Here is a 25,500-nt window from a genome sequence, read left to right as displayed (position 1 = left end):
TATAGTGGTAATGTTATCGAAAAATTGTAAAGGAACGTGAATGATGAAACTTAAGAAGAAGTTATTGCTTTCCGCGGAAATGATGGCCTTGTTAGTTGTTCTTACAGGCTGCATGCAATATGATGAGAATAAAAACCCGACTGGCTTTATATATGACTATTTGGTGGTGCCTACAGGCAATTTGATCGTTATGCTTGCGGAACTGCTTAACGGTAATTATGGGCTGGCCATCATCGCCATCACAATCATTGTCCGTCTGGCCATCATGCCCTTGAACTTTAGCCAGATCAAAAAAACGATGGTACAGCAAGAAAAAATGAAGTATATCAAACCAGAATTGGAAGATATCCAATTCCGCCAAAAAAATGCACAGTCTCCTGAAGAAAAAGCGGCGGTTTCGCAAGAAATGATGGCCTTGTACAAAGAAAACAACATCAGCATGACAGGCGGCGTCGGTTGCTTACCGATTCTGATCCAGATGCCGATTTTTACTGCCATGTATCAGGCTGTAAATTTGACGCCGGAAATTTCTGCAAGCACATTCCTTGGCATCAACCTTGGTGTAAGCAGTCCGTTGTTGGCAATCCTGGCGGGTGTTGCCTATGTGATCCAAGGTTACGTTTCCACAATCGGAATGCCTCAGGAAACCAAATCACAGATGAAATCGATGATGCTTATGAATCCGATCATGATTCTGATGTTCTCATGGTCTTCACCAGCGGGTTTGGCACTTTACTGGCTAGCTGGCGGTATTTTCGCTGCAGCCCAGACTGCCCTTCAGAATCACATGATCAAACCTAAAATCCAGAAGCAAGTTGAAGAAGAAATGAAGGATCGTCCGGTCAAGAAGAACGTGAAAATGGCTAAACCAGCTTCCTCCTCTTCAGCACCCACGCAAACGGTTAAAGCTTTGTCCGCCAAGAATCAACAGACGGATGGCAAAAAAGGCCGCAACGCAGGCAAACAATCCAAACTTTAATTTCAGCTAACTAAAAAGCAGGAAGCGGCTCACACATGAGTTCGCTTCCTGCTTTTTTGTAGTTCAGGCTTTTTAGGGATAAGGGGCGTTCTCCAATCGAGAGCCTACAATTCCTCATCCGGCACATAATTCTTCAGAATCGGCAACTGGATGCGGAAAACAGATCCATGTCCCAATACGCTTTCGACTGTGATGTCGCCTTTATAACCTTCCAATAATTCTTTTGCGATCGACAGGCCCAAACCGTTCCCGCCTTTGTTGCGCGATCTTGCTTTATCGACGCGGTAAAAACGCGAAAAAATCTTCTGTTGATCTTCCTGGGACATCCCCTCGCCAAAATCTTGGATGGCAATCTGGACATAGGACATGGATTCGGAAATCGAAAGATGGATTTCATGCCGGTCAGTCGAATATTTAACGGCGTTGTCCATCAATATCACCAATATTTGCTCAAAGTGGTTGCGATAGATGTTCACATAGATTTCGCGATTCAGATCATCATCCAGATTGAACACAAAATCCGGATAGAGCATCTTAAAATTATGGAACGTATGCAGCACGACATTCCGGATCGGCGTCACTTCATTTTTGTAATGGATTTCGACCTGTTCCGCACGGGAAAGATCCAGCATCTCCTGAACCAACGTCTTCATTCTCTGGATCTCGGTCAAGGATGCCGCAAGCGACTCATCCAGAATTTGCGGATCTTCCTTGCCCCAACGGTTCAGCAATTTCAGATGCCCCTCAACGATGGCTGTGGGGGTCCGCAACTCATGCGAAACATCCTCCACAAACTGCTTTTGCTGGGTGACGTAAAGCGCCATCTTATCCAGGAGGCCGTTGATATGGACAGAAAGATCGGTAAATTCGTCCTTGCTTTTGGATATTTTGATGCGGGTCTCGGACAACGTATCCTCTTCGATCGCATCCATCGTGTCCACCATCTGTTTGATGGGCTTGAAGAAGTAAATGGCGATTCCGTAGCCGGCAGCCGCCGACAAAACGAGCACGATTGTCGTGGCTAACCAGAAATACCGCGTCATCTGTGAGACGACTGTATGATAATCATTCAATCGGAAAACGATCTGGACATAACCCAACAGGAAGGAGTCCTCTTGGCTGAGGATCGGACTGCCTGCGACAAACGCTTCAAGATCGTTCAGTTTTGTCTCGCGCAAATAAGTATCGGGATTTTTGATGAATGTCGTATAGCTCTTCTGCGTCTCATAGAGCAACTGTCCATCTGTATCGAATACGCGTATGTTCGCCCCTCTGTCCTTGAGATCCTCCAAAAACGGGTAATTGCCCACAGACTGGAGACCCTTCGTCACAGTGGACACAGAAATTTTCTCGAACATGCTTTCGACGCTGTTGACGGACAGCTTCGTATCGATTTCGGACAGCGCTGATTGGACCGAAGACAGCAGATTCTCGGCGTCATCTTTTTGTTCGTCGTATTGATAGCCTTTGTAGACATTCAGCATCAGCACAGCGGACAGAAAGTACAGCAGGAAGAAAGCTATACTTAAAAGAAAACCCCATTTCCAGCGAATGGACTTGGGATTTCCTCTTTTTTTGGTGGGCATATAATTGATTCTGCGCATGGCATTAAGAGCGCATGACGTATCCGGTGCCACGAACCGTTTGGATATAACTTTCTTGGCCGGCTACATCGATTTTATTGCGCAGATAACGGATATATACATCCACTACGTTTGTTTCCACTTCTGTCTTGTATCCCCATACTTTATTCAGCAATACATCCCTTGAAAGGACAACGTTGATGTTTTCCATCAGGATCAACAATAATTCGTATTCGCGTTTGGTCAATTCGATGTGCTCGTCGCCACGGCGCACGACACGGTTTTCCTTTTCAATCGTCAAATCACGATAAGAGACGGTCGTCTGCTTCACCTTGCGTTGCTCTTCTTCGATGTCGATGCGGCGCAACAAAGCACGTACCCTTGCCAAAAGTTCTTCAATGGCAAATGGTTTCACGATATAATCATCGGCGCCGTGGTCCAAACCGGATACACGATCGATGACTGAGTCGCGGGCGGTCATGATGATGATTGGCGTATCTTTGACCGGGCGCAAGCGACGGCAAACTTCGATGCCGTTCAATTCAGGAAGCATCAGATCCAAAAGGATGACATCCCAGTCCTGATTCATGGCAGCTTCAAGGCCGGCTCTGCCGTTGTAGCAAATTTCCGTTTCGTAGCCTTCGTGTTTTAACTCAAGCTCGATGAAACGCGCCAGATTTTTTTCATCTTCGATAATCAATATTCTTTGTTTGTCTTTATTTTCCATAGAATTCTCCCCTAATGTCTCATTTGAATAATAACAACATGCCATTACAATTTCATTTTATTTTAACATACTGTCGGGAATTAGTCTTAATTAAATGATCCTGATAGTAAAATGTCATCCGAAGCACGGCTTCGGATGACATAAGTGTAGGCCAGAATGGCGCTATATCGCTTTAGTCTTGTGGAACTTCCACTTCTTTGTCCCACTCGAAGTGATAAGAACCAGCTTTGTCTGTGCGTTCATACGTATGCGCTCCAAAGTAGTCGCGTTGCGCTTGGATGATGTTTGCAGGCAATACAGCTGAACGGTATGAATCGAAATAAGCTACTGCTGATGAGAATGTCGGTACAGGAACGCCTGCAACCACAGCCGTAGCAACCACTTCACGTACAGCTCCCTGGTATTGTTTCGTGATTTCCACGAAGTAGTCATCCAACAACAAGTTCTGCAGCTCAGGATTCTTCCCGTAAGCATCCGTAATGTTCTGCAGGAATTGCGCGCGGATGATGCAGCCTGCACGCCAAATTTTTGCGATTTCGCCATAATTCAGATCCCAATCATTTTCTTCGCTGGCAACGCGCATTTGCGCGAATCCTTGCGCATAGCTCATGATTTTGCTGAAGTACAGTGCCTTGCGGATACTCTCCACAAATGTTGCTTTATCAAGACCCTCTTTAGCTGTAACAGCAGGGCCAGTCAGAATTTCGCTGGCAGCGACACGTTCTGTCTTCAAAGCGGAAATGTAACGGGCAAAAACGGATTCGGTGATCAACGGCAACGGAACACCCAAGTCCAACGCACTTTGGGAAGTCCATTTACCCGTGCCTTTATTGCCGGCGCGGTCCAAGATGATTTCGACCATTGGTTTCCCTGTTTCAGGATCGTATTTAGTCAAGATGTCAGCAGTGATGTCGATCAGGAAGCTGTCCAACTCGCCTTTGTTCCATTCGATGAAGACTGCAGCAATTTCTTCCACTGACATGCCAAGGTACTTGTGCATGATGTCATAGGCTTCTGCGATCAGTTGCATATCCCCGTACTCGATTCCGTTGTGGACCATCTTAACGAAATGTCCGGCGCCACCTTTGCCGATGTAAGCTACACAAGGTTCGCCATCCGGAGCTTTAGCGGAAATCTGTTCCAAAATCGGTGCAACCAGATCGTATGCGTCGCGTTGTCCGCCCGGCATGATTGATGGGCCTTTCAAAGCGCCTTCTTCACCACCGGAAACGCCTGTTCCGATGAAATTGATGCCTGAGTTTTCCAATTCTTTGCTGCGACGGATCGTATCTTTGTAGAAAGTGTTCCCTCCGTCGATCAGGATATCACCTTTATCCAAATGAGGCAGCAACGATTGGATCGTTTTGTCGGTTGCTTCCCCAGCTTTTACCATCATCATGATTTTTCTTGGTTTTTCCAAAGACGCGACGAATTCTTCAATCGTATAAGTGGGAACCAGTTTCTTTTCTGGATTTTCTGCGATCACTTGCTCAGTTTTTGAACCGGAGCGGTTGAATACAGATACGGAATAACCTCTGCTTTCAATGTTCAATGCTAGATTTTTGCCCATTACGGCCATCCCGACAACGCCAATTTGCTGTTTTGACATAAATAAATTCTCCCTTCATGATAAACACATCATTCTATAATCTTAATCCTAACAAAAATCCGCCTAAATGGAAAGCAAACAATTGAAAATAATGGCTTTCTTTTCTTTTACCGGATTCCCCACGTTTACATTTTGATGTTATTGTTGTAAACTATGCCATGTAAAAAACAAAAGGTGGGAATAATGTTGATAAAGAAAACTGGCGCTACCTCTTCAAAATTCAATAAATTCAGTAAATTCATCATCTGGATCATGTTGCTGGCCATGGTCGGCGGATCGATCCTTTCTGTCTTGTACTCTTTGTTCATAAATATGTAATAAGCACCATTCAAAAAGGTTCCCGGAATCCACTAGCTGATTCCGGGAACCTTTTTTGAATGACTCAGATGCCTTTTTTGACTTTTCCGTCCCAGCCGGCATAGCCGCCCTTCAGGATGAAAATGTTTTTGTAGCCATTTTTTTTCAGTATTGCTGCGCAGCGCCCGCTCAACATAGAATTTTGATCATACAGATAAATCGGTTGATCTTTGCGGATTTCTTGGTAGCGTTGTTTGAAAGCTGAATAAGCGATATTCCGCGCTCCCAAAATGTGGCCTGCATCGAACTCGGTTTTTTCGCGGACATCGATCAATTGCGCTTTACGCAGGTCTTTTCTGAATTCCTCTGCAGTCAGCGTCGTCGCCGCATTCTTTCTTTGGAAATAAAAATAAGCTTGATAAATGGCATATCCGATGATGAATATCCATAATGCGATATTAAAAATATCAATTCCAGTTAAATTCAAATAAATCCATCCTTTCCATACTCTTGCTCTCATATTTTACACTTGTGGAAGGCGCATTGCTACAGTTTTAACGACTTTTTTTCTATTCCGTCAATTGTATCCAGCCCTTGTGGTCCACATCGTACAGATACTCATAACGCTTTCCGTATAGCACGTAGGTCCCATCCGGCGATGCCGAAATCGGATCCATTCGCTCGACTTCAGTCAGCACCTCTGAAGCGTTGCCGGAAAAATCGACCTTCGCAAGTTCGAAGCTGATGCCAGCAACGCTCTCCGGCTCACGTTTCGGGATGACAGCAAACGTTGCATCCGAGTCATTCCCTTTTGTAAATTCCGGAATGACAAGTCCGGTTCCATCGGGAATACGCGGCAGGGTAACATAGCCTTGGGTAATCAGAAGCGGATAGTAAGACAGGACAAGCAACTCTTTCTCATTGAAATCTGAAGGTGTCACTACCCATACGGATTCGCCTTCCAGTCCGTAAGCGAGTATTTCCCTATCGATGACCGTATCTTTGCCGGGAAAACGAATGTCACTCAATACCAGCACAGAAGCGCCATCGGTCCCCGTTTTTTTGTGGAGGTACATGTTTTCTGAATACCAAACGGGCATATCCTCTGTATCCGGCATTTCAATCCATTCGCCATTCGATATATCCCAAAGGTAATTGACGGACCTGCCCATTGTTTTTTGGACTGAAAGGAACAACTGCCCTTCGTTGGTCGGATTCCAGGAAACGCTCTTCAAAATACCTTCAGAAAAATGAAAATCAGCCAGTGATTTCCCTGACTTGTCGATCATCATGACGTTATTTCCTTGTTGCATTGCGACCTGGACCAGCATCCGCTGGCCGTTTGCGGAAAGCGCAGCAAAAACAAGCCGGTCTGAAAAAGCCCGGATCAGCTGGTCTTCCCCCGTGAGCAGGTCATGGCTGTACAAACCGTATTCTCCATTTGATTCCAATGCTACAAGAATAGTTTTGTCGTCCAGCCAGCCCACAGCATAAAGGAATTCATCCTTGGAAATCGTCGAAAGGCTACTGCCAGAGGAAAGATCCTGCTCACTTGCGTCAGGCTGGTCGGGATATGTCAACCGTTGGGTACAGGCCACCAGAATCAAAACACTTGAGAGTGAGAGAATAAACCATGCTAGTCCTCTTTTTCCCATGCCACCCTCCATCCTCCCGCATTTTCTTTTCCCGAAAATGTTCAGGCTCTATTTGCTGATCTCCGTCAGTGCAAGATAAGCTGCTCCAACTATTCCGGCATCATTTCCAAGTGCGGCTAATTTGATATGCGTAGTCTTCTTGACGTTCGGAAATGAGAATTCAGCAAAATAAGTTCTTACTTGCTCCAAAAGGTATTCCCCGGCTGCTGATACACCGCCACCGATAACGATATAAGCCGGATTCAAAAGATTGCCGATATGGCTGCAGGCCAAACCCAGATAATAGGCAGCGCGATCGACTACCAGGACAGCCAACTCGTCTCCCTCTTTTGCCAAATCAAAAATCATTTTGGAAGTAATCTCCTGGCCATCGTCGATGATGAATTTCAGCTGCGCGTTGCCGGCATATTCTTCCGCATGCTTGCGTGCCAATTTGACGACGCCTGTTGCGCTGGCGACGGTCTCCAAACAGCCTTTCTTTCCGCACGTACAGTCAAATCCGCCTGGTTCTACAGTCATGTGGCCGATTTCGCCGCCGGAACCTGCAGTACCATGGATCAGATTGCCTTCCGCTATGATTCCCCCGCCGACACCTGTGCCAAGTGTCACAAATACGACGTCACGATCATCCGCACCGGCGCCTCGCCATTTTTCCCCAAGCGCGGCAACGTTTGCATCATTGTCAATATAAATAGGGATGCCGATTTCACGCTCGATCGCTTCACGTACAGGCTGAGGCGTTTTCCAGTTCAGGTTGAAAGCGCCCTCGACAGTACCCGCTTCACGGTCCACTGCTCCCGGAGATCCCATGCCGATGCCCTGAAAATCCTCAGCAGTCATTTGGTAGAGATCCAGATGGTGTTTGATTGAAGCTATGATATCAGGTACGATGTGCGTCCCCTCATCATTTATGTTCGTAGGGATGCTCCATTTTTGCTGGATATCCCCTTCTGCTGTTAAGATAGCCAATTTCACTGAAGTGCCGCCTAAATCAATACCGATAAATTTTTTATACACGTCATTTCCTCCAATTGTTCAATTTGTATCTAGTATAACGCAAAACCGGTCCGCATTAAACCCGAATAAGCAAAGAATATAGCGCTCACAAGATAAAGGACCAGAAAAAGAAGCCTCAATCCATTTTGGCTTTTGGCAGTGCGCGGCATCGCGATGAACACAGCCGAAAGCGCTCCGCCCAGTGCCCCGCCAAGATGCCCGAAATTATCGACTGCTGATGAAAAAAATCCGAAGAAGAAATTCAGGAAAATCAGCATCGTAAAATTCCGGGCCATAAGTTGGATCCCGGAGTTGTGCGGAAACTGACGGCCCAGAACGATGGCTGCGGCAAACAACCCGAATAGGGAGGTGCTTGCGCCGGCTGAAATCGAATCGTTGAAGGCGAAACTCATGAGATTCCCCATCAAGCCGCTCAGGAGATAGATCAGCGCAAAACGCAAAGAGCCATATAGAATCTCCATCTGCGTACCCAAATAATACAAGGTAATGCTGTTCACCAGAATGTGCGTGAAGCCTATATGGATGAACATAGGCGCAATCAAACGCCACCATTCCCCTTGTGCGATGGCTGGGTTAAATTTGGCGCCGAACAGGATAAGCGTCAGTACGTTGGTGCTTCCCCCGTTCAGAGTCATCAACAGAAAAATGACGATCTGGATGGCCAAGAACAAGTGTGTTACAGAAAATTTATCCGGTAAATAGGATCTTTTGGTATTATATGCCCGCATCATGACACTCCCTTCCATTATTATCCTATTTTATACTAGAATGCTGTCGTCAACAACTTTTGGACCGGCACATCAAAGGCTTCGATTTCCCAATGAGGATCCTTAAACAATTGGAATGGGAACAGCACCGACAAGGTATGCCCGTTGTAGGCAGCCAGATAGCGGTCATAATAGCCGCCGCCGAACCCGATGCGGTAACCCGTTTCCGAAAATGCCAATCCGGGAACAAGCAGCAGATCGATTGCTTCGGGTGGAACCGGGTTACGCTTGTCGACTGGTTCCATGATGCCGAATTTGCTCCTTGACATGGCAGTATCCGGCGAGTATTCATGAAAAGTCATCACGCGGTCCTTGCCGGAATAGGGAACGACTATCCGCTTTCCTTCTTCAAGCCCCGTTTGGATGATTTTGTGCGTATCGATTTCCGGAAAAATGGACCATGTGACGCCTATCGTCTTTGAAGCACGCCACTCGTTGCTGTTGCAGACTGCTGTCGTCAGCTCTTGCTCCATCCGGATCCGATCTCGGGACGGCAAATCCCTCAATCTCCCCAACATCTCTTTTCTTATTTGTTCTTTCATGAGAATCCCTCCTAAAGCGTTCTCGCATACGCCGTTTTTACTCTGGAAAACATCCTTCCGGATAAAATAAAAAAACAACAGGATATCCTGTTGTCGTTTTAATTATTTTGTTTCACGATGCAAAGTCACGCGTCTTTCACGTGGACAATATTTTTTCACTTCAAGACGGTCCGGGTTGTTACGTTTGTTTTTCTTTGATAAGTAATTACGTTCTTTACACTCCGTACATTCCAATGTAATATTTAACCGCATATTCTTCCCTCCAAACATAAAAAAATTGAAGATCGAATCATCTTCTGCGTTTCTCATTGTATCACTTATGGAAAAATTATGCCACTTTTTTTTGAACAACTTCTGCGCAAGTCCAATTTTTTGAGCTTTAAGCCAATAAAATCCCAGATAAGGTTGCAGAAACAAGCGAATTTCATTAGAATGTTATCAGGCGTCAAAAAGAAGAATTGAGGTGACAAAGATGGAACAATGGACCATCGTGATTGTCTTACTGACAATCGCAATCATATTGCTGTTTGCATCATTTTTCGTTAAGGATAATGATCGCAAATTCGCCGATGAGATGAGTGAATACACATTACAATTAACGGAAGAAATCCATGAAGTGAAGCAACGGCTCATCGCTGTGGAGGAAGAATTGGGAAAAGAAGTACCCGTTTCCGAAGATTCGCAGACCGTCAAAAAAGTACACAATCTGACTAAGCAACACATCATCACTTTGTATACAAGCGGAAGAACGTTCGATGAGATTGCTGAGCAACTGTCCGTCCCTATCACCACCGTGCAACTCGTTGTCGATAACTACATAGAGCAATCAATCGTATAGAGGAGAAAATAAAGTGAACAAACAAAAGCTTCGTTTTATATCCATCGGTTTTTTGTTGTCTGCCGTACTGTTGGCCGGCTTCCAGCTCTTCTATCCGGAAGCACTCCCTGGCAGCACCTTCAACGGAGAAGCAAATGCCGATTCAACGGATTATCAAGAGAAATATGAAAGTACTTTGGCGGAATTGGAATTGCAGAAGCAACTTAATGAGGCTGCCAAAAGCAGCGCTCCTGCCGAGGGAGCTGCAGTGTCCTCCAGTGCACCGGCTGAAACAGCGAGCATTGCCGAAAGTTCAGCTGCCCCTGCCGCAAACACGCCCGTCACGTTTGTCATCACTTCCGGACAACCGACGTCCGTCGTCATCGACAATCTGGTCAGTGCGGGACTCATTACCGATCGGGCTGTCTTTGAACAGTACCTGAATGACCGGAATCTTGTCATGAAAATAAATATCGGAGAGTACCAATTGTCCCAGGACATGGGCTATGAAGTCATCGCCGATATGATCACACTGGAATAATAACCCAGCAAAAAAAAGAAGGTGCCGGAACAAGGATTGTAACATCCTTGTTCCGGCACCTTCTTTGTGTTTATTTGGTGGTAAGCAGCTGATCGTCGCTTCCCTGTTGATTGGTTACTCGGCTTTTGCTGCGTAATCCCCTGTGTTGAAGTAGGCATCAAAAACTTTCTTGGCTATCGGTGTAGCCCTACCCGTTTCCGATTTGAGATAAGGGACCACAACGGTTACGGTAATTTCCGGATTGTCGAAGGGTGCATAGCCGACAAAGGTGGAATTGAAGACACTTTCACCCTTCAAGTTCTCATTGTTGCCGTCATAGAAAGCCTCCGCCGTACCTGTCTTGGCGGCAACATTATTCGAATCCTTCCCGAATGTTGAATAGGCCGTTCCGTTCGCACTGTGGGTTACTTGATAAAATCCTTGTTGGACACGTTCCATCGCTTCGGCGCCGACATCGACCTGGTTCATTACTTTTGTCTCCAGGGTGGTTTCCAAAGCTCCCAAAGATCCGTTCTCATCCGTGCTGCGGATTTCCGAAACCAGTTGCGGCGCGTAGCGGGTGCCGCCATTAGCAATGGTATTGATGTATTGCGACAATTGAAGGGTCGTGTACAGATCGTACTGTCCGAATGATTGGTCGACTACGTTAACTGCCGCCTGATCGAATCCGGTCAGTCCGCTGCCTTCGTTCGGTAGGTCGATCCCCGTCTTCACACCCAAGCCAAACTGGGCAAAGTAGCTGCGCAGCTCGTCGATCAGGTCTGCGGAAATATTCAAGGTGCCTCCCGATTCATAGCTGGATTGCCCCCCCATCAGCATCGCCAATTTAACCATATAAATATTCGATGAACGGGCTAACGCCTCGATGTCGTTGATCGCCACTTGGCTGCCGATTGACGGGTTGAAAACTGACTTTTTCAGATTTGAACCTTGGAATTGCAACGGTTCATCGACGAGGACATTGTTGTCCGTGCTGATGACACCGCTCATGTATCCGGTAAGCACCATCGCGCCCTTCACAGCCGAACCCATCCCGTAACTGGAATTGATGACACCCAATGCATCATCCACAATTTCGTTGGATGTCGAGCGTTGCTTCCCGGTCATGCCCAGGATTTCACCTGTATTCGGATCAGATGCCACTATGTACACCCGGTCGTTATAGGAATCGACATTGCTGTTCAAGAACTCAGTAGCAATCTGTTCGATTTCCTTTTGAAAATCGATATCGATAGTCAGAACCAGGTTATCCCCGGCTTTTCCTTCGTAGGATTCCTCCCGGGTCACAACCTCACCTGATTGATCCGTGATCGTTTCCCATTGCGATTTCGTGCCTGAGAGCACCGATTCGTATTCCTGCTCCAAGTAGGAGTTTCCGACGCGGTCGTTCCTGGCGTACCCTTTTGCCAAATAGGTGGCGACTTGGTCGCTCGGCAAACCGATTTTCTCACTGGTCACTCCACCTAAAATACTCTTCAGCAAGTCGGATTCTGGGTAGATCCTGACCCAATCTGTCGCCACATCCACACCGGACAGACCGGACAGATTTTCGCTCACCTGAGCCAGTTCTACATCCGAAACATCCTTATTTTTGATGCTTGTGGTCGACAGGGCATACGCGCTGTTCATTCGCTTAAAGATTGCGGCAATTTCTTTTTGTTCATCAGAATAAGCGATGTCTTCCGCCGTTATTTTTGCTAGCTCCACTTCATACAATTCAGAACCCGGCAACAACTTTTCATCATCCGACAGACGCTTCAACATGACTTCATTGTTAACAGCCATCCAATAATCCTTCTGATCACGCTCCGTCAGTTCATCAATGCTGACGTTTATCAGACCGGCCAATGCAGAGGCGACCTTCGCCATTTCCTCTGCTGTCGTGTTTGCTCCTCTGGTGTAGGTTATGGAATGCTGAGGTTCATTGCCTACAAGGATGTTGCCGTCTCTGTCATATATCAAACCGCGCGGCACTGATTCCGTCACAAGTGTCGTTTCTGTGCGTTTCACGATGGCTTCGAATTCATCTCCGCGAACGATCTGCAGGTATCCCAACCGGAATATCACCGCAGAAAACAGCGAGAACACGATAAAAAAGAGCAGGTTCAAGCGAAACGGGATATGCGATTTTCTCTTTCTTTTGCTTTGGGTATTATCTTCCAATTTTACACCTTCCTAAAACCATAGTTCGACAACCTATTATAGCAAAAAAAGCATGCATTACAAACGACGCAATAAATTTTTAAAGATGTGCCTTTGTTGGATATGCCCAGACAACCTCAGATTCTTCATAAAACCAGCGGGATATGCTAAAATAGCAGAAGCGCTTGTGAAATTTTCGCTTCAACTATCCCGAGCGTTCACTCATGGTCAGGCGACTCTGAAGGAACGCCACAAAAATTTCATTTTAAGGAGGAATGTGCAGCATGCTGAAGCGTTTCATAACCCTATACCCGCAAAAAAATATGCTTTTCCTTTCGTTCTTACTGCCCTTGTTTGTGATGATGGTCATCTATGCCACCATGGGCGTTTATCCTTTCGGCAACAGCACCTTGCTGACGGTCGATCTCGGTCAGCAATATGTGGATTTTTTCAGTTATTACCGCACCACCTTATTGTCCGATCCTTCCGCCCTTTTCTTTTCATTCACAAAATCATTCGGCGGCGAGATGTTGGGGCTGTGGGCTTACTATCTGATGAGTCCATTCAATCTCATTTTTCTGCTTTTCCCGCAGTCTCAGCTGCCCTTGGCGGTGACCATCTTGATCCTGATGAAAGTTTCGGCGTCAGGACTGACTTTTGCTCATCTGTTGATTTCCCGGTTCGAAGGCAAAGGCTTGTTGGTTCCATCCTTCGCCTTGAGTTATGCCTTGATGGGTTACGTCATCGTCAATCAATTGAACGTCATGTGGCTGGACGGGCTCGTTTTCCTGCCTCTTATCATTCTTGGTTTGGAGAAACTGATGTCGAGTGAAAGTGGTCTGTCTTACAGCTTCTTTCTCGGAGTGATGCTGTTTTCCAATTATTACATCGGATTCATGATCTGTGTTTTCCTTGTTTTCTATTACCTTTTCGCATTTTCCAGACAAGAGATTATCGGCCCGAACAACCTGAAGGCGCAGCTGAAGCACTTCTTCACCCAATCAGCCCGATTCACCGGTTATTCCTTGCTTGGAGCTGGCTTTGCCGCCGTCCTGCTGCTGCCCACCTTTTACTCGCTATTGGGAAGCAAGGCAAGCTATGTCAACAATCTGATCGATTGGCGTTTCGCCTATGATCCCTTCGAAGTGGTTTCGAAGTTTTATGTCGGAGCGTTCAATTTTGACCAGATGCCCAGCGGACATCCCAATCTCTTTATCGGCACTGTCGCGCTGACTGCATACATCTACTATTTTTTTCATCCCGCCTTTTCAAAAAAAGAACGGTTCACCTCACTTGCGCTGACCGCCCTCTTTTTTCTGGCGATGAACGTCCAGTTTCTGAATAAAATTTGGCATGCCGGACAATATCCGATCTGGTACCCTTACCGTTTTTCGTTCACCGTTTGCTTCTTTTTCCTGTTGAACGGTTTTCGGGCATTGCGTTCCTATCGCCCTTTTCCCTTTTCGCTGGCCTGCGGTCTTTTGATCGCGAATGCAGCCACTGCCATCTATGTGCTGAAAAAGGATTTTGAATTTCTGGAGCCTGTCCAGGTTTTGATAACAGCAGTCATTTCCGTCCTTGTTCTCGTGTTGCTGATGCTCAGGGACCAACCCAGAAAATGGCTGACCTACGCTTTGCTTTTCGTGGTCACCGCAGAGATGACGGCAAATGCAGCCATCGACCTGTTTCGCTTGGGCTATGTCAAGCAGGACGAATTCGCCGATTACCAAACGAATCTGAATACGATGCTGGCGGATGTGCGGCCACACGAAGACACATTCTACCGGATCGAAAAAACGTTCCAACGCTCCAAAAACGACAGTTTCCAAGCCAATTATGCAGGAATCAATCATTTCAGCTCCACTTTTGAAAAGGAGATTCCCGGCTTGTTCGGATCATTGGGCTTTCCGGATGGGAACGGCTTTATCGTATACTCAACCGGGACTTTGTTTACGGATGCGCTTTTCGGCGTGAAATATTTCATCCAGGACAAGAAGTTGCCGGAAACATTTTATGACCTCAACGACGGCGTGTACCGTTTGAACCGCAACTCCACCCGCCCGGATATGACCCAGTACGGTCTTTATTCCGAAACCGACCGAACCACCACCTTTGAAAATCCATACGCGTTGTCATTGGCATTCGGGGTTTCCGAAAGTGTCTTGGATCTCGAGTTGATCGAGGATCAGCCCATATTGATGCAGGAACAGCTGTTGGATGCTTTCAACAATCAGGAAAGCATCCAACCTTATTTCTCATTGCGTCCGTTCGATTCCAACGTCTTCCAGAATGTCACATCCGCTGCTGAGGATGCACAGAACACAACCTACTATCGGTCTGTGGATGGGGCAATCTCCAGAATCGAATTCCAGTTCACCCCTACCAGCGACAATCCTTATTATCTGATTCTGGACGCGGGCATTGACGACGATGATGCAACCCTTTATGTGAATAATGTGAAGTTGGATTATTATACGACCTTCCGGAACGATCAGGTCATCAATATCGCAAGCAACCAGCAGGGTGAAAACATCACCTTCACGATCGAACTGCGCGAGGACTCGATTCGGGTACAGGACCTGAAACTTTACGAATTGAACAAAGCTCTGTTCGAGGAAACCATTTCGGATCGTCAGGCTGAAGGCATGACAATCACTTCTTTCAGCCAGACGCACATCACAGGTTCCGTCATGATCGAGGCTGAAGATGAAATTTTGTTGACAACGATTCCCTACAGCGAAGGCTGGGAAGTGACGATCGATGGGGCAACTGCAGAAACAACCACTGCTCTGAATGGCCTGCTGGCGGTGCCGATCAGCTCAGGCAAGCATACCATCGCGTTGACGTACCGCACCCCTTATCTGATGACCGGCTTGTCCATCAGCGGGATTTCAATCGCTGGCGCCTTATTATTGAGAAAATATCGTAAAAATAAATAAGAAAAGCGGTTGGGAAGCTTCCCAGCCGCTTTTCTTATTTATTTAGTCATTTTGGGAACCATGGGAAAATCTTATGCTTCCTCCTCACACATATACGAAATCGCCACAGTGCCGACTCCGGCGCTCATTCCGACGATCGTGGAAATGTTCATGATATATTCAGGTTCCTTGCCAAGCAGGATGACACTGCGCTCACGATATGCTTCAGCTTTTTCGGGGTTATTGGCATGCACGATCGCATACCTTGAAATCTTCTCCTGTGCATTCACTTTTTCCAGCAATCGGAACAGCTTCTTCTCATTGCCTTTTTCGCTGAATGCCTTCTCGGCTATCGAACCTTTGCCTTGCGCATCGATGGATACGACCGGCTTCAGATTGATCGACATCGCGGCAAAGCCCGAAATTTTCCCTAAACGTCCGGACCTCACCATGTATTTCAAGTTTTTGACGCTGACGAAGATGTTCGTCCGGTCCCTCAACCGTTCAATCGCTCCAACGATTTCATCAAAAGGCGTTTCCGCCGCGATCATTTCTGCCGCTTTCATGACAAGCAACCCTTCCGCACCGGAATTCCGTTTCGAATCGATCACGGCAATTTTTTTGCCTTCATGCAGTTTTTTCGAGACGGCATTCTGGAACACGCTGTTGGTTCCGCTCTGCTCCTTGGCGACAGTCAAAATGATGACTTTATCGTAATGGGAAAGCACGGTTTCCAGATATTTCTCGACAACGATTGGATTCGGCTGTGAACTTTTCGGGTATTCGATGGCTTCTTCCAACAAAGGGTAGAAAAGTTCTGGCGTCATCGTCACCTTATCGAGATAGGAGGTGTTGTCAAAATTCAGGTTGAGCGGCAACATATGCACTTGATAGTGATCGAGCATTGCCTGCGGAATGTCCGCGATCGAGTCCGTGATCAATGCAGTGTCGTATTTCCGGTCAAAGGCTGATTCGTTCTGTCTGACCATATCGTCCGCCTTCTGCTGCAGGATGATGCCTTTTTTGCGCAAAACCTGGAATACCTGCTCCGGTGCATTGGCGTGGATATGGATTCTGGCTTTGTGGTTGTTGCCTGCCACAATCAAGGAATCCCCGTAGAGTGCCAGTTCCGCTTTCAATGCTTCCAGATCAATCGAATCCCCTGACAACAGGGCTTCGGTACAATAGCGATGGTGTATCTCCCCTTGGCTATGGATCAATTCCTCATTGAAAGAAAGATCTTCCGGTTCATCGTTGGCCTCCAAGTCCACCTTTCCGGTGCGCAAAAACGTCGCAAATCCTTGCAGAAAGTAGACAAACCCCTTTGCGCCGGAATCGACGACTTTGGAATCCTGGAGCACTTTCAAACGGGATGTCGTCGCTTCCAAAGATTTATTGGCCGTGATCAGCGATTTTGAAAACAATTCGGAGAAGTTGGCCGAAAGGTCTTTATGGCTGTAAACCGCATCTGCCCATTCCCGGATGACGGTGATGATTGTCCCTTCCACCGGATCGGAAATGGCCTGATAGGCATAAGGAACCGCATTTTTGACCGTTTCCGCAAATGAAGGGATGGTTATCGTCTCCTCATCCATCAGGCTGAGAAAGATCCCATTTATGTATTGCGCAATGATGATGCCGGAGTTTCCCCGGGCACCCGTCAAAGCAGCATCGGCTATGCTGTTCATCGTTTCCTTGACGGATCCAGAGATTTTTGCATCCAAGATGATCGCATGCATGGTTGAAGAAAGATTGCTGCCGGTATCCCCGTCAGCGACCGGAAACACATTGATTTCATTCAGGCTGTTTTTGTTTTTTATGACCTCCTGTGCACCCGACACAAAAGAATAGTAAAGCTTTTCGCTGTCCAATTTTGAAATGTCCATTGGTCTTCCCCCATCCGCTCTTAGCCTAATTTGGTTGCTCACAGAAATCTTTGTGCCGCAACATACGTGATGCCGGCAGTTGCTGCGTTCAAAAACGTTCCCCAAGCCAAATCAATCAGCGTAATCGTGATCGGCCAATCTTTCAAAGTGGCCAGATTAGTCAAATCATACGTCGCGTACGCAATCAATCCGAAAAAACCGCCAGCCAAAATGGCATATTGCAGACTTTCCTTCAAAAGGGCCGGATGAATCACAAAAAATACGAGACCGCCTATGAACAACAGATAGAAGATCAGCGCCGCCACCCAATTGACATTCGGAGCCATGAGATGACCCAAATACTTGCTGTAAATATTTTTGGATAAAACACCCAACCAGACAATATCCACTAAAAAGAACACAAAAAATGTCAAGAAATACAATTTGATGCTGTCCATCATTTCTTCCTCCCTTTCTGTAACCCGTTGTTGTTTCAGCTACCTAACCTTTGGGACAAAATGCCGTCTTTCATTACATATACTTTATCACAATAATCTATCAGGCGTTCATCGTGGGTAACCATAATGGTCGCCTTTTTCTTAATCTTTGTTTCCCTCGCCAAAATCTCCACCACTTCGAATGCCTTTTGCGTATCCAGACTGGCGGTCGGTTCATCCGCAAGAATGACAGCAGGGTCATGGTAGAGAGCACGGGCGATGGCGACACGTTGCCTCTGGCCGCCGGATAGGTCACTCGGAAATTTGTTCTTCAATTCGAAGATACCCAATTCTTTCAATAATTCGTCCCGTTTTTGTTTGTCCACTTTGCTACGGTCGACTTTGTTGGCCAAATGCAGCTGATCCTGGACCGTCAAAAAAGGAACCAGATTCGAGGCTTGGAGTATGAATCCGATCTCCTCGAACCGCAATTTTGCCCGTTTTTTCTCGCTCACATCACTGAAGGGATTGCCGTTTATCAGCACTCGACCTTCGGAAGGGGACTGCAAGCCACCCGTAATGGTCAAAAATGTACTTTTACCCGACCCGCTCGGCCCGATGATTGCAACAAATTCTCCGGCTTCAACAGCAAGATTGGTTGACTTCAATGCATCGATCCTTAATTCGCCTTCCCCGAATGAACGGGATACATCTATCAATTCGATTAATTTCATATGCTCACTCCTATCCGATTGCTTTCAATGGATCGATTTTGACTACTGCCCTTACTGAAAATGCGCCGCCGACCATAGCCATGATGATCAACAAAGCCGCAATGATTGCCAGAAAATTCAGGTTCGTTTGGTAAGGTACGGCTGCAGGCAACACCATTGCCGTTGCGCCCGTCAACAATAACCCGATGCCTACTCCGATAGCAGCCAATAAAAACGTTTGGATGACGACCGATTTTGCGATATAGCCGCTCGAAATCCCTTGCGCTTTCATCACACCGAACATGCTGGATTTCTGCATGGTTAGGACATAGATAAAAATACCGATCACCACAGCCGCAATGACGACCAAAAATCCGATCATCAGGCCGAATGTCAACACCTGGGCAGTGTATCCGGGAATTTCATTGATGTAATCAGAAATCGGATATATTTTCAAATCTTCATTTCCGGTCTCCACACCTGCAATCGTATCATCGCTTCCCCGCACAACAATCGCACTGATGCGCCCTTCCTCGGATTCGTCGATTTGTTCAAAACGCACGTCCTGATAGGAAGATACACTTGTGTACAGAACAGGCGCGACGCTGAACTTAGCATCTTCAGTGAATCCGACAACTTTGACTTCCTTGTCCGATCCTGCCAACTGGAGAGTGTCCCCTATGACGATGCCTTCTTCTTCCTTCAAGCTGATGTCCGCAACGACTTCATCATCATTTTCGAAAGCTTTCCCTTCGATTATTTCAGGCATCAGGAATTGGTCCGGTTCGATGCCGAAAAAAGTTGTATTTATTTTTGCATCATCGCCTGCAGTTCCTTTTTGTCTGACGACGTTGGGCGCTATCCCGATAACAGCCGCATCGTTTGCGTTCACATCATTGATGGCTCCCTTTGGCATCATGGACATATTGATGTTCGTATTCGACTCATCCGTCAGAATAATGCCGTCAGCATCCCATTTATCAATGCTGGTTCGGTTGTCCTGCGCCAATCCGTAGGCAAGGCCCACCAAGAAGAACACCAGATATGACACCAGCACCATCACTCCAATTATCAAAGAAAACCTTGTTTTAGAATGTTTAATCTCTTTCCAAGCTAAAAACATTTTCACAACCCCTTTATCTCTTTTTGAATTTTTTTCAGCAGATGATAAAAAAGGATGACTCTTCAGAACAGTAATCCTTTTTTGGTCATCTGCACTAGCAAGCTACTGATTCATCGCCTGATTCAACAGCTTCAGTTGTTGAATCAAAAACAGGCCATCGATGTCTGCCAAGTTGCAGGCATTCACTTCGGACAAAACAGCCGAATGAATTGCTTTTTTTGAATGAATGCTTTTTTCACTCAATGAAACGACCATAGCCCGCTTATCCAACAGGGATGATTCCTTGGTGAGCCACCCCTGTTTCTCAAGGCGGTTCAATATCGGGTTCAAAGTTCCGATGCCCATGCCTAACTGCTCACCAATGTGTTTGATATAAACATGGTCCTCATCCCACAACGCCAACAGGACCAGGTACTGCGGGAATGTCAATTGGAATTCCTTCAAGGCGCGGTTATACATTTTACCGAAACCGCTCGCACTCCGGTACACTTCGAAACAAAGTTGGTCCTCAAGCGCTCTATCAAAAATAGACTCCTCCATTCAACACACTCTCCTTTATCCACTGGACTTGAGTAGTTAACATATATCTTACAAGATATATGTTAAGCGATTGGGTCCGGAAAGTAAACTAAACGCACTCGTAATGGCCCACAATTTTATTGGATAGGCCCTGCTGCATCCAACCAAAGAAAAAAAGACTCAGAGCGTTTGCTCTGAATCCTTTAAGTGGATTGCAATAACTTTATTGCTTATTTTGCGGCCGCTAAACGGCTGTTGACTTCATCCCAGTTCACAAGGTTCCAGAATGCTTTGATGTACTCAGGACGCACGTTCTTGTAGTTCAAGTAATAAGCATGTTCCCATACATCAAGCCCCAAAATTGGCGTTTTGCCTTCGCTGATCGGCGAATCTTGGTTTGGTGTAGATGTGATTTCCAATTTACCATCGGAAACTACCAGCCAAGCCCAGCCAGATCCGAAACGGCCTACTGCTGCCGCTGCGAATTTTTCCTTCATGGCATCAAAACTGCCGAATGCTTCTTCGATTCCGTCCTTGACAGCTCCTGTAGGTTCTCCGCCTGCATTAGGCGCCAAAACTGTCCAGAATAAGCTGTGGTTTGCATGTCCGCCACCGTTGTTGCGGACAGCCGTACGGATGTCCTCCGGAACGCTGTTCAAGTCAGCCAATAATTCCTCAATCGTTTTTTCAGCCAACTCAGGGTGTTTCTCCAATGCCGCGTTCACATTCGTAATGTAGGTATTATGATGTTTTTCATGATGCAAATGCATCGTTTCCTCATCGATATATGGTGTCAAAGCGTCGTACGCGTAAGGTAATGCCGGTAATGTAAAAGCCATGTTAAATTCCTCCTAAAATAGTTTAGTGATTTCTGACTGATTTCACTGTATCATCAATTGCTCACTTTATCAAAAATAATGCCTCGAAGCCGTAGCAATTTTTGATTGCTAAATGAATCCATTTTCGATAGACTGGACAAGTATGATGCAGAAAGCGGTGATCACAATCTCAATCGTCAGTTTAGTCAAAGTCAGTTTTATGGATCCAAAGCAATTGTTGGGTGCCAAGACATTAAAAAAAGGCCCTGCCTTTTTGCTCTTCATCTTGCTCTCACTTATCGTCAGCATCCCCCTTTTTCTGGATGGGTATGCCACGTTGCAAAAATTTTCGGCAGATGCGGGCGTGATAGCTGACAAAATACCTGCATTCACTATTTCGGACAGCGAATTGCAGTTGGAGAAACCCATGGAAAAAGGTTTCATTTATAAAACCGACACCGTCCTGTTGGCGTTCGATAGTCAGGAAGTTTACACGCAGAGAGAACTCGAAAAAGAAATGTCATCTCCTGTTTTGATTTTGAGCCTCGTATTTTCAAAAGATGCCTTCACACTCTACGCTCAAGACGTCCCGTTCAGGTTGCCCTATGAGCAGTCCGATGACCTTACGGACAAGTCGTTCAAAAAGTTGCTGGGCAATTTTTCCAGCGATCAGCTTTTTTCCGGCGTGATCATGCTCTTGTTCAGTCTTTTCATTTCTTCGTTCAGTGTGCTTCTGACGCTGTTGATAATCGCGCTGTTCGCGAACGTATTGACAGGATTCATGCGGAAAAAACTCCCTTTCCGCGAAATACTAAGGATGGCGCTGATAGCTTCCGTCGTCCCGGTGGTTTTCTTCAGCCTGTTGAACGGCTTCGGCCTCTACCCTATGATTCAGGATGAAGCGATTGCCTTCATCGGTATTTTCTATTTCTACAAAGCCCTTAAAGATTAGCAGGAAAGCCGCAACTTTTCGGCAATGTCCGCTTCCTGCCTAAAAAGAGGCCGCAGTAGATGATCGAAAGATCATCTACTGCGGCCTCTTTGATTATATTGTTGGCTAGCTACACGGGTAAGCCCTTCGGAAATTAGATAAATCAGTCCTATTGCGCTCTACGATGCTCAGTCGGACTGATTTCCTAAATTTCTTTCAGGGCTAAACGAACCCGTTCCGCTTTTCTTATCTTTTATCCGTGGTTGCGGGTTTTGCTTGCTCTTCTTTTGCGTTTCTGTTGGCTGGCGATATTTTCTTTCAACTTGCGTTTGTAGCCGGGCTTCACTTGTTTTTTGGCCTTGTTTACCATGCCGCGGATACGGTGATCGGGTTCCAATTGACTCGGAGCGTTTCTCATCTCACGGCGTTTTCTTTCGTAAGTTTCAACAAGTTGATCTTTTTCGATAGCGACTGGTTTGAAAACAACGCCATACTTCTCCAGATCATCGATTGCCTTTTCTTCACCCGGTGCGTACAAAGTGATCGCAGTTCCTTTTAAGTTGCTGCGTCCCGTTCTGCCCGTACGGTGTACGAAGAATTCCATGTCCTTCGGCAATTCATAGTTGATGACGTGTGAAACGCCTTCGATATCGATGCCGCGTGCCGCCAAATCGGTAGCCACCATGAATTGGTACTCCAGATTATGGACTCTTCTCATGATGCGTTTGCGTTCACGAGCCGGCACATCGCCATGCAAGACAGCCGGCTGAATACCACGTTGTCTCAGCCCATCCGCGATTTCCTCGGCATTTTGTTTTGTATTGGCAAAAATCAATGCCAGATATGGTTCTCCCATAGTCAACACTTGATACAGAACATCAATTTTTGCTTGTCCTTTAGTGGACAGCAACAGATTATCGATTGCCGGTGCAATGATATGTTCCGGTTTCAACTGGACAACGACAGGATTTTCGACGTATTTCTTCAAGAAACCCTTCAGTTTCTCTGGGATCGTAGCGGAGAATACCAGCATCTGGAGTTTCTCCGGCAAGCGGCCGGCAATCTGATCGACATCATGCAGGAAGCCCAGATCCAGTGTCATATCCGCTTCGTCAATGACCATTTTGGATGCGGTATGGATCTTCAGTGCTTGCTCATTGATCAGGTCAAGGATTCTGCCGGGAGTTCCGATGACGATATGCGGTTGGTTGTTGACTAGTTTCGACATTTGACGTTTTTTGTCTGTGCCGCCTACGTAGCTGACGATACGGATTTCTTCAGGCGCGTTTGAGACCAGTTGACTGGCTGTCTGATACAGTTGTTCAGCTAGCTCACGGCTAGGTGAAGTGATGACAACTTGGACTTCATTTTTTGCTGGATCGATGGCATCGATCAAGGGCAGCAAGAAGCTATGGCTTTTCCCTGTTCCTGTCTGCGATTGACCAATCACACTCTTGCCGGTTCGAATGATCGGGATAATTTGTTTTTGGATATCGGTCGGTTCTTTGAAATTCAATTTGCTGATTGCCTCCAGCAAAAATGGCTTCAATTGAAAGTCTTTAAATTCCACGTTTACACCTCTTGTTTTTCTTCTGCGTATTTTATGCCTTACCATTATAACACACGTGCAAGTTTTAATCCTTAATTTCAAATAAGAATATGAAAACCGAGTCCGTAAATTTATTCGCAATATATTTATGCACATTGACGAAAGCACCCCGGCAAAGATACCGTCAACATGAAAACAGACGCTTTCTTTCATTGCCAACCGTAAATGATAATAGTATAATGATATAATGAATAGAATCTAATCATAATAAAAGGGGGGCATGTAATGATTACCCAAAATACTGCTCTGTTCACTATATTTGGAGCAACAGGTGATTTGGCTCACCGTAAACTATATCCATCATTATTTCGCTTATACAAAAAAGGATTCATCAAAGATAATTTTGCCGTCATCGGAACAGCGAGACGAGACTGGTCCGATGAACATTTCCGTGAAGTGGTCTTGGATTCCATCAAAGATTTGACTGAGGATAAGGAAGATGCGGTTTCTTTTGCAGCCCATTTCTATTACATCGCCCATAACGTCAACGACTCGGAACACTACGTCAAATTGAAGATTTTGTCCGAATCCTTGGATGCCAAGTATTCGCTGGCAGGAAACCGTATTTTCTATCTGGCGATGTCTCCTGAATTTTTCGGTATCATTGCCGAAAAACTGAAAGAACAAAAACTGATCACAGAAGACGGATTCAACCGTTTGATCATCGAGAAGCCATTTGGGCGCGATTTTGCATCCGCGGATGCGCTGAACACTAAGCTGCGCAAATCGTTTGACGAGAACCAAATTTTCCGTATCGATCATTATTTGGGCAAAGAAATGGTGCAGAACATCTCTGCCGTGCGATTCTCCAATATGATTTTCGAATCGCTGTGGAACAACAAGTACATCGACAATGTTCAGATCACCCTCTCCGAGACTGTAGGTGTTGAGGAACGCGGTGCTTATTACGATAACAATGGCGCTTTGCGCGATATGGTGCAAAATCATATTCTTCAGATCGTAGCCTTGTTGGTTATGGAACCGCCGCTGTCCTTGCAAGGCGAAGATGTCCGTTCCGAGAAAATTAAAGCTCTTCGTTCCCTGCGTCTGTACAACACACCCGAAGAGGTCAACCGCAACTTTATCCGGGCCCAGTACGCCGGAAATCCTGCAAAAGCGTTGCAAGCCTACCGGGAGGAACCTAACGTCAATCCTGCTTCATCAACCGAAACCTTTGTGGCCGGCAAAATATTAGTCGATAATTTCCGTTGGAAAGGCGTTCCTTTCTACATCCGAACCGGTAAACACATGGCTTCAAAAGAAACCTACATCCATATCCAGTTCAAACACGTATCGATGAATATCTTCCCTACCGAAGGCGTCGATGAAATCGCTGAACCGAATGTACTGACCATCCATGTTTCTCCGCTGGAAGGCTTCTCCTTACGCCTGAACGCCAAACGGGTCGGCCAAGGAACTGAGATGAAAAATATTCGCATGCACCACATCTATGATGAAGAAACGCAGGCAAACAGCCCTGAAGCCTATGAACGCCTCTTATTGGATTGCCTGAACGGCGATCCGACAAACTTTTCCCACTGGGATGAAGTCGCACAATCTTGGCACTTCGTTGATGAAATCCGCAAAGTTTGGGACGCCCAAGAAGATTGCACGGATACCCTTTTCGCGTATGAGAGCCACTCGATGGGACCCAAAGAAAGTGACGCTTTGCTTGAACAGGACGGTTTCCGCTGGACTGAATTCAACTGGAGTCAAAGTTACAAAGAAAAACAGGAAAATGAATAAAACTAAAGGCCGGAAAAAAGCGTCGTTTCGCTTTTTTCCGGCCTTTTTCGTATTATAGGAAAGTATATAATTTTTCGGCTGTGGAATGTTGTGCTGGCGCATGTTTCACAGTTTTTGTTTTGGTTCCACAATGGTAAAATAGAGG

General features: G+C 46.2%; 24 protein-coding genes. 7 read left to right on the top strand and 17 right to left on the bottom strand.

The genetic code is table 11. The features are described 5' to 3' along the window. Window positions 1–40 precede the first annotated feature (40 nt). Window positions 41–979 carry a membrane protein insertase YidC gene (gene yidC / locus C8U37_RS05840; protein WP_245879768.1) on the top strand — a complete coding sequence of 313 codons (939 nt, stop codon included), beginning with the start codon at window positions 41–43 and terminating at the stop codon, window positions 977–979. 104 nt (window positions 980–1,083) lie between these two features. Here yidC and C8U37_RS05835 read toward each other — a convergent pair whose 3' ends face one another. The 3 genes from C8U37_RS05835 to gndA form a co-directional block, all read right to left on the bottom strand. Continuing rightward, window positions 1,084–2,565 carry a HAMP domain-containing sensor histidine kinase gene (locus C8U37_RS05835; RefSeq protein WP_170100205.1) on the bottom strand — a complete coding sequence of 494 codons (1,482 nt, stop codon included), beginning with the start codon at window positions 2,563–2,565 and terminating at the stop codon, window positions 1,084–1,086. 22 nt (window positions 2,566–2,587) lie between these two features. Further along, entirely contained in the window at window positions 2,588–3,289 is a 702-nt protein-coding gene (locus C8U37_RS05830; RefSeq protein WP_108032330.1) for a response regulator transcription factor, read from the bottom strand. A 172-nt stretch (window positions 3,290–3,461) separates the two neighbouring features. After that, on the bottom strand, window positions 3,462–4,898 hold the full coding sequence (gene gndA / locus C8U37_RS05825) for an NADP-dependent phosphogluconate dehydrogenase (protein ID WP_108032329.1): 1,437 nt from the start codon (window positions 4,896–4,898) through the stop codon (window positions 3,462–3,464). 183 nt (window positions 4,899–5,081) lie between these two features. On the opposite strand from gndA, the gene C8U37_RS05820 reads away from it, so the two are divergent. Continuing rightward, complete coding sequence (locus tag C8U37_RS05820) at window positions 5,082–5,216, top strand: DUF4044 domain-containing protein (protein ID WP_108032328.1); 135 nt, start codon at window positions 5,082–5,084, stop codon at window positions 5,214–5,216. Between the two features lie 64 nt (window positions 5,217–5,280). Here the strand turns inward: C8U37_RS05820 and C8U37_RS05815 are convergent, their stop codons facing one another. From C8U37_RS05815 to rpmG, 6 genes are all read right to left on the bottom strand, one after another. Then, window positions 5,281–5,715, bottom strand: a complete 435-nt coding sequence (locus tag C8U37_RS05815) for a rhodanese-like domain-containing protein (RefSeq protein WP_086985224.1) — start codon at window positions 5,713–5,715, stop codon at window positions 5,281–5,283. Between the two features lie 49 nt (window positions 5,716–5,764). Next, window positions 5,765–6,850, bottom strand: coding sequence for a YqgU-like beta propeller domain-containing protein (locus C8U37_RS05810; protein WP_146161815.1), 1,086 nt, complete (start codon window positions 6,848–6,850; stop codon window positions 5,765–5,767). Window positions 6,851–6,898: 48 nt separating this feature from the next. Further along, window positions 6,899–7,867 carry an ROK family glucokinase gene (locus C8U37_RS05805; RefSeq protein WP_108032326.1) on the bottom strand — a complete coding sequence of 323 codons (969 nt, stop codon included), beginning with the start codon at window positions 7,865–7,867 and terminating at the stop codon, window positions 6,899–6,901. Window positions 7,868–7,896: 29 nt separating this feature from the next. Next, window positions 7,897–8,598, bottom strand: a complete 702-nt coding sequence (locus tag C8U37_RS05800; protein WP_108032325.1) for a rhomboid family intramembrane serine protease — start codon at window positions 8,596–8,598, stop codon at window positions 7,897–7,899. A gap of 32 nt (window positions 8,599–8,630) precedes the next feature. Then, the gene (locus C8U37_RS05795; protein ID WP_108032324.1) at window positions 8,631–9,176 is read right to left on the bottom strand and encodes a 5-formyltetrahydrofolate cyclo-ligase; all 546 of its coding nucleotides are present in this window, start codon (window positions 9,174–9,176) and stop codon (window positions 8,631–8,633) included. 102 nt (window positions 9,177–9,278) lie between these two features. After that, a complete protein-coding gene (rpmG, locus tag C8U37_RS05790; protein ID WP_068560829.1) occupies window positions 9,279–9,428 on the bottom strand; it encodes a 50S ribosomal protein L33 in 150 nt (49 codons plus the stop codon). A gap of 220 nt (window positions 9,429–9,648) precedes the next feature. On the opposite strand from rpmG, the gene C8U37_RS05785 reads away from it, so the two are divergent. Continuing rightward, window positions 9,649–10,014, top strand: coding sequence for a DUF6115 domain-containing protein (locus C8U37_RS05785; RefSeq protein WP_108032323.1), 366 nt, complete (start codon window positions 9,649–9,651; stop codon window positions 10,012–10,014). 13 nt (window positions 10,015–10,027) lie between these two features. Beyond that, entirely contained in the window at window positions 10,028–10,534 is a 507-nt protein-coding gene (locus tag C8U37_RS05780; protein WP_108032322.1) for a hypothetical protein, read from the top strand. A 114-nt stretch (window positions 10,535–10,648) separates the two neighbouring features. Here the strand turns inward: C8U37_RS05780 and C8U37_RS05775 are convergent, their stop codons facing one another. Beyond that, window positions 10,649–12,697, bottom strand: a complete 2,049-nt coding sequence (locus tag C8U37_RS05775; protein ID WP_108032321.1) for a peptidoglycan D,D-transpeptidase FtsI family protein — start codon at window positions 12,695–12,697, stop codon at window positions 10,649–10,651. 263 nt (window positions 12,698–12,960) lie between these two features. Here C8U37_RS05775 and C8U37_RS05770 point away from each other — a divergent pair, with 263 nt between their 5' ends. Continuing rightward, on the top strand, window positions 12,961–15,615 hold the full coding sequence (locus tag C8U37_RS05770) for a YfhO family protein (protein WP_170100204.1): 2,655 nt from the start codon (window positions 12,961–12,963) through the stop codon (window positions 15,613–15,615). 71 nt (window positions 15,616–15,686) lie between these two features. Here the strand turns inward: C8U37_RS05770 and C8U37_RS05765 are convergent, their stop codons facing one another. The 6 genes from C8U37_RS05765 to C8U37_RS05740 form a co-directional block, all read right to left on the bottom strand. Continuing rightward, window positions 15,687–17,480 (bottom strand): DAK2 domain-containing protein, encoded by a 1,794-nt coding sequence (locus C8U37_RS05765; RefSeq protein WP_108032319.1) that lies wholly within the window; start codon window positions 17,478–17,480, stop codon window positions 15,687–15,689. Window positions 17,481–17,518: 38 nt separating this feature from the next. After that, window positions 17,519–17,920 carry a DUF2177 family protein gene (locus C8U37_RS05760; RefSeq protein ID WP_211306140.1) on the bottom strand — a complete coding sequence of 134 codons (402 nt, stop codon included), beginning with the start codon at window positions 17,918–17,920 and terminating at the stop codon, window positions 17,519–17,521. A gap of 32 nt (window positions 17,921–17,952) precedes the next feature. Continuing rightward, window positions 17,953–18,630: an ABC transporter ATP-binding protein gene (locus tag C8U37_RS05755; protein ID WP_108032317.1), complete on the bottom strand. Its 678-nt coding sequence runs from the start codon at window positions 18,628–18,630 to the stop codon at window positions 17,953–17,955. A gap of 10 nt (window positions 18,631–18,640) precedes the next feature. Next, window positions 18,641–19,732, bottom strand: a complete 1,092-nt coding sequence (locus C8U37_RS05750) for an ABC transporter permease (protein WP_108032316.1) — start codon at window positions 19,730–19,732, stop codon at window positions 18,641–18,643. A 102-nt stretch (window positions 19,733–19,834) separates the two neighbouring features. After that, window positions 19,835–20,272 (bottom strand): MarR family winged helix-turn-helix transcriptional regulator, encoded by a 438-nt coding sequence (locus C8U37_RS05745; RefSeq protein WP_108032315.1) that lies wholly within the window; start codon window positions 20,270–20,272, stop codon window positions 19,835–19,837. Between the two features lie 209 nt (window positions 20,273–20,481). Further along, entirely contained in the window at window positions 20,482–21,090 is a 609-nt protein-coding gene (locus tag C8U37_RS05740) for a superoxide dismutase (RefSeq protein ID WP_106448676.1), read from the bottom strand. A 142-nt stretch (window positions 21,091–21,232) separates the two neighbouring features. Between C8U37_RS05740 and C8U37_RS05735 the strand changes: the two genes are divergently transcribed. Next, a complete protein-coding gene (locus C8U37_RS05735) occupies window positions 21,233–22,021 on the top strand; it encodes a DUF1189 family protein (RefSeq protein ID WP_170100203.1) in 789 nt (262 codons plus the stop codon). A gap of 232 nt (window positions 22,022–22,253) precedes the next feature. Here the strand turns inward: C8U37_RS05735 and C8U37_RS05730 are convergent, their stop codons facing one another. Continuing rightward, entirely contained in the window at window positions 22,254–23,570 is a 1,317-nt protein-coding gene (locus tag C8U37_RS05730; RefSeq protein ID WP_425445658.1) for a DEAD/DEAH box helicase, read from the bottom strand. Window positions 23,571–23,834: 264 nt separating this feature from the next. Between C8U37_RS05730 and zwf the strand changes: the two genes are divergently transcribed. Beyond that, a complete protein-coding gene (zwf, locus tag C8U37_RS05725; protein WP_108032312.1) occupies window positions 23,835–25,355 on the top strand; it encodes a glucose-6-phosphate dehydrogenase in 1,521 nt (506 codons plus the stop codon). Window positions 25,356–25,500 lie beyond the last annotated feature (145 nt).

The organism is Trichococcus patagoniensis, from assembly GCF_003051085.1.
GTDB classification, from domain to species: Bacteria; Bacillota; Bacilli; order Lactobacillales; family Aerococcaceae; genus Trichococcus; species Trichococcus patagoniensis.
Note: the sequence above shows the minus strand (reverse complement) of the source record. Positions and strands in the feature narration are given on the sequence as shown.

Coding starts and splice junctions, on each gene's coding strand:
- rpmG (WP_068560829.1), bottom strand. CDS start 9,428: ATGCGGTTAAATATTACATTGGAATGTACGGAGTGTAAAGAACGTAAT.
- C8U37_RS05820 (WP_108032328.1), top strand. CDS start 5,082: ATGTTGATAAAGAAAACTGGCGCTACCTCTTCAAAATTCAATAAATTC.
- C8U37_RS05815 (WP_086985224.1), bottom strand. CDS start 5,715: ATGAGAGCAAGAGTATGGAAAGGATGGATTTATTTGAATTTAACTGGA.
- C8U37_RS05830 (WP_108032330.1), bottom strand. CDS start 3,289: ATGGAAAATAAAGACAAACAAAGAATATTGATTATCGAAGATGAAAAA.
- C8U37_RS05765 (WP_108032319.1), bottom strand. CDS start 17,480: ATGGACATTTCAAAATTGGACAGCGAAAAGCTTTACTATTCTTTTGTG.
- gndA (WP_108032329.1), bottom strand. CDS start 4,898: ATGTCAAAACAGCAAATTGGCGTTGTCGGGATGGCCGTAATGGGCAAA.
- C8U37_RS05735 (WP_170100203.1), top strand. CDS start 21,233: ATGATGCAGAAAGCGGTGATCACAATCTCAATCGTCAGTTTAGTCAAA.
- C8U37_RS05835 (WP_170100205.1), bottom strand. CDS start 2,565: ATGCCCACCAAAAAAAGAGGAAATCCCAAGTCCATTCGCTGGAAATGG.
- C8U37_RS05755 (WP_108032317.1), bottom strand. CDS start 18,630: ATGAAATTAATCGAATTGATAGATGTATCCCGTTCATTCGGGGAAGGC.
- C8U37_RS05750 (WP_108032316.1), bottom strand. CDS start 19,732: ATGTTTTTAGCTTGGAAAGAGATTAAACATTCTAAAACAAGGTTTTCT.
- zwf (WP_108032312.1), top strand. CDS start 23,835: ATGATTACCCAAAATACTGCTCTGTTCACTATATTTGGAGCAACAGGT.
- yidC (WP_245879768.1), top strand. CDS start 41: ATGATGAAACTTAAGAAGAAGTTATTGCTTTCCGCGGAAATGATGGCC.
- C8U37_RS05740 (WP_106448676.1), bottom strand. CDS start 21,090: ATGGCTTTTACATTACCGGCATTACCTTACGCGTACGACGCTTTGACA.
- C8U37_RS05800 (WP_108032325.1), bottom strand. CDS start 8,598: ATGATGCGGGCATATAATACCAAAAGATCCTATTTACCGGATAAATTT.
- C8U37_RS05785 (WP_108032323.1), top strand. CDS start 9,649: ATGGAACAATGGACCATCGTGATTGTCTTACTGACAATCGCAATCATA.
- C8U37_RS05745 (WP_108032315.1), bottom strand. CDS start 20,272: ATGGAGGAGTCTATTTTTGATAGAGCGCTTGAGGACCAACTTTGTTTC.
- C8U37_RS05760 (WP_211306140.1), bottom strand. CDS start 17,920: ATGATGGACAGCATCAAATTGTATTTCTTGACATTTTTTGTGTTCTTT.
- C8U37_RS05795 (WP_108032324.1), bottom strand. CDS start 9,176: ATGAAAGAACAAATAAGAAAAGAGATGTTGGGGAGATTGAGGGATTTG.
- C8U37_RS05770 (WP_170100204.1), top strand. CDS start 12,961: ATGCTGAAGCGTTTCATAACCCTATACCCGCAAAAAAATATGCTTTTC.
- C8U37_RS05810 (WP_146161815.1), bottom strand. CDS start 6,850: ATGGGAAAAAGAGGACTAGCATGGTTTATTCTCTCACTCTCAAGTGTT.